This is a genomic window from Ralstonia pickettii, from assembly GCF_001699815.1.
Taxonomy (GTDB): domain Bacteria; phylum Pseudomonadota; class Gammaproteobacteria; order Burkholderiales; family Burkholderiaceae; genus Ralstonia; species Ralstonia thomasii.
The window spans coordinates 32,370-40,020 of record NZ_MCGB01000081.1; the positions used below are offsets into that span (position 1 = coordinate 32,370).

Genomic DNA, 7,651 nt, shown 5'->3' on the forward strand with positions numbered 1-7,651 from the left:
TTGCAAGCGGCTGCGCCGGTGCCGCCTTATTTGCGCTTGAGCAGCGGCGCTAGGTACTTGCCGGTAAAGCTCGCCTTGCTCTTGGCCACATCCTCGGGCGTGCCTTTGGCGATGATCTGCCCACCGCCCGCACCGCCCTCCGGGCCCAGATCCAGCAGCCAGTCGGCCGTTTTGATCACGTCGAGGTTGTGCTCGATGATCACGATCGTATTGCCGTGATCGCGCAGCTTGTAGATGACCTTCAGCAGCAGTTCGATATCGTGGAAGTGCAGGCCGGTGGTCGGCTCGTCCAGGATGTACAGCGTGCGGCCCGTGTCGCGCTTCGATAGCTCGAGCGACAGCTTCACGCGCTGCGCTTCGCCACCGGATAGCGTGGTCGCCGATTGCCCCAGGCGGATGTAGCCCAGGCCCACATCCAGCAGCGTCTGCAGCTTGCGGCGCACCACCGGCACCGGCGCGAAGAACTCGTGCGCCTGCTCCACCGTCATCTCCAGCACTTCGGTGATGTTCTTGCCCTTGTAGAGCACTTCGAGCGTTTCGCGGTTATAGCGCTTACCGTGGCACACGTCGCAGGGCACGTACACGTCTGGCAGGAAGTGCATCTCGACCTTAAGCACACCGTCGCCCTGGCAGGCCTCGCAGCGGCCGCCCTTGACGTTGAACGAGAAGCGGCCGGGGTCGTACCCGCGCTCCTTGGCGGACGGCACGCCGGCAAACAGCTCGCGGATCGGCGTGAACAGGCCCGTGTAGGTGGCCGGGTTCGAGCGCGGCGTGCGGCCAATCGGCGACTGGTCGACGTTGATGACCTTGTCGAAATGCTCCAGGCCGTCGATGCGATCGTGCGCTGCGGGCTCCGGCGTCGAGCCATACAGATGGCGCGCCACCGCGTGGTACAGCGTGTCGTTGATCAGCGTCGACTTGCCCGAACCCGACACGCCCGTGATGCACGTCAGCAACCCGATCGGAATATCTGCCGACACGTTCTTCAGGTTGTTGCCGCTGGCGTTGATGATGCGCAGCCAGCGCTCTTCATCGGGGGCCGTGCGCTGCTTGGGCACTTCGATGCGGCGCTTGCCCGACAGATAATCGCCCGTCAGCGACGCCGGCGATTGCTCGACCTGCTGGGGCGTGCCCTCAGCGATGATCTGGCCGCCATGCACGCCGGCACCGGGGCCGATGTCGACCACGTAGTCCGACGCGCGGATCATGTCTTCGTCGTGCTCCACCACCAGCACCGAATTGCCGAGATCGCGCAGGTGCTTGAGCGTACCGATCAGCCGATCGTTGTCGCGCTGGTGCAGGCCGATGGACGGCTCGTCCAGCACATACATCACGCCGGTCAGCCCCGAGCCGATCTGCGACGCCAGCCGGATGCGCTGCGCCTCGCCGCCCGACAGCGTATCGGCGCTGCGTTCCAGCGACAGGTAATCGAGCCCGACGTTGTTCAGGAAGTTCAGCCGCGCGCTGATCTCCTTGACGATCTTGTCGGCGATCTCGCGCTTGGCGCCGTGCATGTTCAGCGTCAGGAAATACGTGAGCGCATCGCGCAGCGGCCAGCCGTTGATCTCGTAGATGCCGCGTGCCTGGTCGGCTTCGCCGATCTTGACGAACCGGGCCTCGCGGCGCAGGCGGGTGCCGTGGCATTCCGGGCACGGCTGGTTGTTCTGGTACTTGGCCAGCTCCTCGCGCACGGCGATGGAGTCGGTCTCTTTGTAGCGCCGCTCCAGGTTGGGGATGATCCCTTCGAACGCGTGCTCGCGCACCGTGGTCTTGCCGCGCTCGTTGATGTACGTAAACGGTATCTGCTGCTTGCCCGAGCCGTGCAGCACGATCTCTTGGATTTCAGCCGGCAGGTCTTCAAACGCGACATCGATGTCGACGTCGTAGAACGCCGCCAGGCTTTGCAGCATCTGGAAATAGAACTGGTTGCGGCGGTCCCAGCCCTTGATCGCGCCAGACGCCAGCGACAGATTCGGAAAGGCCACCACGCGCTTCGGATCGAAGAACGTGATCTGGCCCAGGCCGTCGCAGTGCGGGCAGGCGCCCATCGGGTTGTTGAACGAGAACAGCCGCGGCTCCAGCTCCTGCAGTGAATACGAGCAGATCGGACAGGCAAACTTGGAGCTGAAGCCATGTTCCTTGCCGGTGTCCATTTCCAGCGCGATCGCGCGGCCGTCTGCCAGGCGCAGCGCGGTTTCGAACGACTCGGCCAGACGCTGCTTGAGTTCCGGGTTCACCTTCACGCGGTCGACCACGACCTCGATCGAATGTTTGTCGTTCTTCTTGAGCTTGGGCAGGTTGTCGACTTCGTAGACCTTGGCCTCGGCCTCGTGCGCCGTGCCGCCGCCCGAGCGGATGCGAAAGCGCACAAAACCCTGGGCCTGCATCGCTTCGAACAGGTCGACGTGCTCGCCTTTGCGGTTGGCCACCACGGGTGCCAGGATCATCAGCTTGGTGTCGGCCGGCAGCGCCAGCACGGCATCCACCATTTGCGACACGCTTTGCGCTTCCAGCGGCTGGCCGTGATCGGGGCAGTAAGGCGTACCGGCGCGCGCATACAGCAGACGCAGGTAGTCGTGGATCTCGGTAACGGTGCCGACCGTCGAGCGTGGGTTGTGGCTCGTGGCCTTTTGCTCGATGGAAATGGCCGGGGACAGACCTTCGATCAGGTCCACGTCAGGCTTTTCCATCAGTTGCAGAAATTGCCGGGCATATGCCGACAGCGATTCCACATAGCGCCGCTGCCCCTCCGCATACAGCGTGTCGAACGCGAGCGACGACTTGCCCGACCCCGAAAGCCCGGTGATCACGATCAGCTGGTTGCGCGGCAGATCGAGGTTGATGTTCTTCAGGTTGTGGGTACGGGCCCCACGAATCTTGATTTCGTCCATGTGCGGCTGAGTGCAGCTGAATGCGGCGTCGGAGGGCGGACCGCCTGCGGCAATCGGCGGGAGGGTGGAAAAGGGTAAGCCTGCTAATATACCGAACTTCGGTTTTGCCGGTATCTGCTCCCAGATGGGGCAATCCGTAAAACCGTCCAAGTGTCTTTGTCGCCGCTTTTCTTCGGTTGTTTTGCGGCGGTTTCCGCACCATGTCCTCCGCTTCCGCATCCATGACTTCCGCTTCCGGCCGCATGAACGGCCTTGAGCTGCGCGCGGCCGCCTCGCTGGCCGGCATCTTCGCGCTGCGCATGTTGGGTTTGTTCATGATCATGCCGGTCTTCGCGGTGTTCGCGAAAACGCTGCCCGACGGCAACAACACCCAACTCGTCGCCTTTGCCATCGGCGTGTATGGCCTCACGCAGGCGGTGCTCTATATCCCGTACGGCTGGCTGTCGGATCGCTTCGGACGCAAGCCGGTCATCGTGACGGGGCTGGTGATCTTTGCGGTGGGCAGCCTGGTGGCGGCGTTTTCGCACAGCGTTGCGGGAATCGCCGTGGGGCGGGCCATCCAGGGCGCGGGGGCGATCTCGTCGGCGGTGATCGCCTTCGTGGCCGACCTCACGCGCGAGGAGCATCGCACCAAGGCCATGGCCATGATCGGGGGCAGCATCGGCCTGTCGTTTGCCGTGGCCATCGTGAGTGCGCCGGTCATCTTCCGCTGGGTCGGCATGCCCGGCATGTTCACGGCGATTGGCGTGCTTGCCATCGTCGCCATCGGCGTGGTGCTGTGGGTCGTGCCCAACCCGCCGCGTCCGCCCGAACACGTGAAAGCACCGTTCCGCGAAGTTCTGCGCCATCCCGAGCTGCTGCGACTGAACTTTGGCGTGTTCGCCCTGCACGCCACGCAGACGGCGTTGTTCGTCGTGCTGCCGCACATGCTGGAAGCCGCCGGCCTGCCCGTCGATTCGCACTGGAAGATCTACCTGCCGGTGATGGGCGTGTCGTTTGTGCTGATGGTGCCTGCCATCATTGCGGCAGAAAAACGCGGCAAGATGAAAGCGGTGCTGCTGTCTGCCGTGGCGCTGGTGATGGTGGCGCAGCTGGCACTCGGCGAAGTGAATCCGACACTTGCCGCGCTGGCGATTGCGCTACTGGTCTACTTCCTCGGTTTCAACGTGCTGGAGGCGTCGCAGCCGTCGCTGGTGTCGAAGTACGCGCCGGGCGTGCGCAAGGGCGCGGCCATGGGCGTGTACAACACGACGCAGGCGCTGGGCCTGTTTGCGGGCGGCGCGGGCGGCGGCTGGATTCTGCTGCACGCAGGGCAGCACGCGGTATTCCTAACCTGCGCCGCGCTGGCTTTTGCCTGGCTTATAATTGCGAGCCCCATGCAGATGCCGGCGCTGCGCCGACACTGAAAACCCCGGGCCCAACGGCGGCATCACTTCAATTACCTTCGGAAACTCATCATGGCGTCCGTCAACAAAGTCATCATCGTCGGCAATCTCGGCGCCGATCCTGAAACGCGTTACATGCCCAGTGGCGATGCTGTCACCAACATTCGCGTGGCAACCACCGACCGCTACAAAGACAAGGCCAGCGGCGAAATGAAGGAAGCCACCGAGTGGCACCGCATCGCCTTCTTCGGCCGCCTGGCTGAAATTGCCGGTGAATACCTGAAGAAGGGTTCGTCGGTCTACATCGAAGGCCGGCTCAAGACCCGTCAATGGGAAAAGGACGGCCAGAAGCAATACAGCACGGAAATCGTCGCAGACCAAATGCAGATGCTCGGCGGCCGTGGTGGTGAGGGCGGTGGCAGCAGCGGTGGCGGTGGTGGTGGCTACTCGCGTGGCGGTGAAGGCGGCGGCGGTGGTTACGGCGGTGGCCGTAGCCAAGGTCAAAGCCAAGGCCAAGGCGGCGGCTACACGCGCGGCGGCGAAGGTGGCGGTGGCCAAGGCGGTGGCGCGCGTCGCCAGCCTGCAACGTCGAACGGTTTTGAGGATATGGACGACGATATTCCGTTCTGAAGGGTACTTTTAGAACGGTGTAAACAACGAGCCTGCAGCCCTTTGGGTTGCAGGCTTTTTTGTTGTTTACGTTTTCCGGTGAATTTTCCTACGCTCATTAGAGCGTTCGCCTGGGAGCGGGTAAACAATGCCCAACCCTTACGCCGTTAGAACTTTGAGGTGGTCCTCGGGGGTCTAGGCTCAACTACTACTTGAATGAAGTGGTGGGTAGATGGCTGAGTTCATCGCAAAGCGTGTCAGATTCCAGAATGGAGAGCACCACTCTGTTCTGACTAGACCCGGCGGCCTTCCGGTTCACGAAGCGGCCTTGTACCTCGCCAGACACCGCAAGCGTGGCCTGGCAGCCAACAGTATTCATAGCGTTTGCCGGGTGTTGGCCTTTCTATATCGGGAACTGGCTCAAGCCAACATTGACTTGCTCGAGCGGATCCGTCCGGGGCAGTTTTTAACGGCACCCGAACTCAACCGGTTGGCCGAGGCCGCTCAGTACGGAGTCGATGATTCGGAGCATGCGGAAAAAGAGGGGCAACGTAGCCGAAAAGTCATCGACATCAAACGGATTCGCATGCGCCGCGGGCCGGCAGCCGTTGACGTGAAAGCAGTGAGTGAGGCCCGTCGCAGCGCTACCGACCTCTGAGGGAAATGCCACAGCTTGGTTGCTTCCCGCCAAGCGAGCGCATCATTCGACCCAAACCTCCGATTGCCTCAACAGCAAGCAACAACGGCAAAGGGCTCGCGGCACACGAAGAATTTTTCTCCCGCACGTTTTGCCTGCCTCTTGGCAGCTGCCGCCTGAGTTGCAATGACACTCGTGTCTATGGCGGCGCCCGCCTGAACCGGTACAACGCCTGCCGCGATGGTCACAAAGTTGTAGAAGCGAAGATTGCCGTGACGGTCCTCACTCTGAATGCCGCCGGCTTTGATGTCAGCCGGTGTGTAGAGCCCTACTGCTGATGCATCAAACTGTGCCATCGCCGTGCGAATGCGCGCTTCCCAGTCGGGGCTCTGGAAGAGGATAAAGAAGTCATCCCCACCAATGTGGCCCAGAAAATCACTTTGTCGGTCGCAGGCTTCGGCGAGGGTTTCGGCGGCGAGCTTTATCATCTTGTCACCTTGCCAATAGCCATACACATCGTTGAATGGCTTGAAGCTGTTAAGGTCACAGTAGCAGGCATGGAATGGCACGTCGCTTTCCAGGAGCCGATTCATGTGGATGTCGATTGGAATATTGCCTGGCAAGAAGGTCAGTGGATTTGCGTATCTCGCCGCTTCGATGCGTGCTTCAGTCACTGCGCGAACCAGGTCCTCTCCGGTTGCCAATCCGACGTACTGGCCTTGGTTGACGATGACCAGCCCTTCGGACAGATATCGCTGGTCGCCCAACTTCAACAGGCTCATCAACTGCTCCATCGTCGCACCTTGCTCGACGACGACCGGCGTCTGATTCGCAAATTCCATACAGGTCTTTCTGCCGTGCAGTTCCCGGCGATATGGGAAGGCATAGGCGTCGACAAATGCGTGCCGGCTAATCAGACCGACGGGGCGTCCATTCTCCACAACGGCAACCGCATGCAAGTTTGGATGCCGTGCAAAGAGACTCAGAACGTCATCATTTCGGGTGTTCGGTGAAACGCTGGGCGCGTTCAATAGCAGGCGGCTTGCTGAAAACGCACGTGGCGCATCTTGATTGGCATCCGGGGCAGGGGGCACGAAGTTGGTACGGAATGCATCCTGAACCGGCCAAGTCAACTCCGGCATCTCGCTCGGCTTTCCTAGAGCGTGTTATGCACTTTCCGTCGGTGCTGCAGTCGAAGCGTGATGGAGAAACGCAGACCGTATCCGAGCGACGTGAGTGACGAAGAATGGAGCTTCGCGGCGCCGTATTTGACGTTGATGAACCAAGACGCGCCGCAGAGGCGATATGAATTGCGAGAGCTGTTCAACGCGCTGCGTTGGCTGGCACGCGCGGGGGCCGCATGGCGCATGCTGCCGACGAACTTTCCGCCCTGGGAGGCTGTGTACCAGCAGACGCAACGCTGGCTGCGAGGGGGCTGTTTTGAGGCCATGGTTCAGGATTTGCGTTCGGTGCTGCGCGTGGCGCAAGGGCGGCAAGGTCAGCCGAGTGCAGTCATTCTCGACGGGCGTACGCTGCAATCGACGTGCGAGAGCGGTCCGCGCGCGGGTTACGACGGCTACAAGCGCAAACGGGGAAGCAAGGTGCATATGGCCGTCGATACACTCGGGCATTTGCTGGCAGTTCATATCACGCCGGCCAATGAACAAGAGCGCGCGCAAGTTCAGGTGTTGGCACGAGAGGTTCAGCTTGTGACCGGGCAGACTGTAAAGCTTGCTTTTGCCGACCAGGGTTATACGGGCGAAGAACCAGCGCAAGCCGCGCGGGACGAAGGCATCGAATTGCAGGTCATCAAACTGCCAGAGGCGAAGAAAGGCTTTGTCCTGCTGCCACGCCGATGGGTCGTCGAGCGCAGTTTCGGATGGCTCAATCGGTTTCGAAGACTCGCACGCGACTACGAGCGCTTGCCTGAAACACTCGCCGGCTTGCATTTCGTCGTCTTTGCCATGCTCATGCTCGTTCACGCCGCACCTGTCGTCCAAAGTGCATAACACGCTCTAAGCGCCACCATGGCCAGCTCGGCGCTGTTCGGCAACCGCAGGAAACGCGCATCGTGATGCAGACCCAGTTCCAGGCTGTACATCTCGAAGAGCATCAATTGCGGGTCCGCT

At 61.5% G+C, this 7,651-nt stretch carries 6 protein-coding genes and 1 pseudogene; 4 read left to right on the forward strand and 3 right to left on the reverse strand.

Annotated features, from left to right (window positions below; all coding sequences use genetic code 11):
* Positions 1-26 precede the first annotated feature (26 nt).
* Positions 27-2,891 carry an excinuclease ABC subunit UvrA gene (uvrA, locus tag BEK68_RS16660; protein ID WP_009239177.1) on the reverse strand — a complete coding sequence of 955 codons (2,865 nt, stop codon included), beginning with the start codon at positions 2,889-2,891 and terminating at the stop codon, positions 27-29.
* 242 nt (positions 2,892-3,133) lie between these two features.
* Between uvrA and BEK68_RS16665 the strand changes: the two genes are divergently transcribed.
* The 3 genes from BEK68_RS16665 (at position 3,134) to BEK68_RS16675 (ending at position 5,543) form a co-directional block, all read left to right on the forward strand.
* Entirely contained in the window at positions 3,134-4,297 is a 1,164-nt protein-coding gene (locus tag BEK68_RS16665) for an MFS transporter (protein WP_012434894.1), read from the forward strand.
* Positions 4,298-4,348: 51 nt separating this feature from the next.
* Entirely contained in the window at positions 4,349-4,906 is a 558-nt protein-coding gene (locus BEK68_RS16670; protein ID WP_009239176.1) for a single-stranded DNA-binding protein, read from the forward strand.
* Positions 4,907-5,117: 211 nt separating this feature from the next.
* Positions 5,118-5,543, forward strand: coding sequence for a hypothetical protein (locus BEK68_RS16675; RefSeq protein WP_009239175.1), 426 nt, complete (start codon positions 5,118-5,120; stop codon positions 5,541-5,543).
* Between the two features lie 68 nt (positions 5,544-5,611).
* Here BEK68_RS16675 and BEK68_RS16680 read toward each other — a convergent pair whose 3' ends face one another.
* Positions 5,612-6,664 (reverse strand): diguanylate cyclase domain-containing protein, encoded by a 1,053-nt coding sequence (locus tag BEK68_RS16680; RefSeq protein ID WP_009239174.1) that lies wholly within the window; start codon positions 6,662-6,664, stop codon positions 5,612-5,614.
* A gap of 60 nt (positions 6,665-6,724) precedes the next feature.
* Here BEK68_RS16680 and BEK68_RS16685 point away from each other — a divergent pair, with 60 nt between their 5' ends.
* A complete protein-coding gene (locus tag BEK68_RS16685; RefSeq protein ID WP_009239173.1) occupies positions 6,725-7,531 on the forward strand; it encodes an IS5 family transposase in 807 nt (268 codons plus the stop codon).
* On the opposite strand, the pseudogene BEK68_RS25550 reads toward BEK68_RS16685, so the two are convergent.
* A pseudogene (locus BEK68_RS25550) lies at positions 7,501-7,651 on the reverse strand (TetR/AcrR family transcriptional regulator); the annotation flags it as partial. The gene BEK68_RS16685 and the pseudogene BEK68_RS25550 overlap by 31 nt on opposite strands.

Coding starts and splice junctions, on each gene's coding strand:
- uvrA (WP_009239177.1), bottom strand. CDS start 2,891: ATGGACGAAATCAAGATTCGTGGGGCCCGTACCCACAACCTGAAGAAC.
- BEK68_RS16665 (WP_012434894.1), top strand. CDS start 3,134: ATGAACGGCCTTGAGCTGCGCGCGGCCGCCTCGCTGGCCGGCATCTTC.
- BEK68_RS16670 (WP_009239176.1), top strand. CDS start 4,349: ATGGCGTCCGTCAACAAAGTCATCATCGTCGGCAATCTCGGCGCCGAT.
- BEK68_RS16675 (WP_009239175.1), top strand. CDS start 5,118: ATGGCTGAGTTCATCGCAAAGCGTGTCAGATTCCAGAATGGAGAGCAC.
- BEK68_RS16680 (WP_009239174.1), bottom strand. CDS start 6,664: ATGCCGGAGTTGACTTGGCCGGTTCAGGATGCATTCCGTACCAACTTC.
- BEK68_RS16685 (WP_009239173.1), top strand. CDS start 6,725: ATGGAGAAACGCAGACCGTATCCGAGCGACGTGAGTGACGAAGAATGG.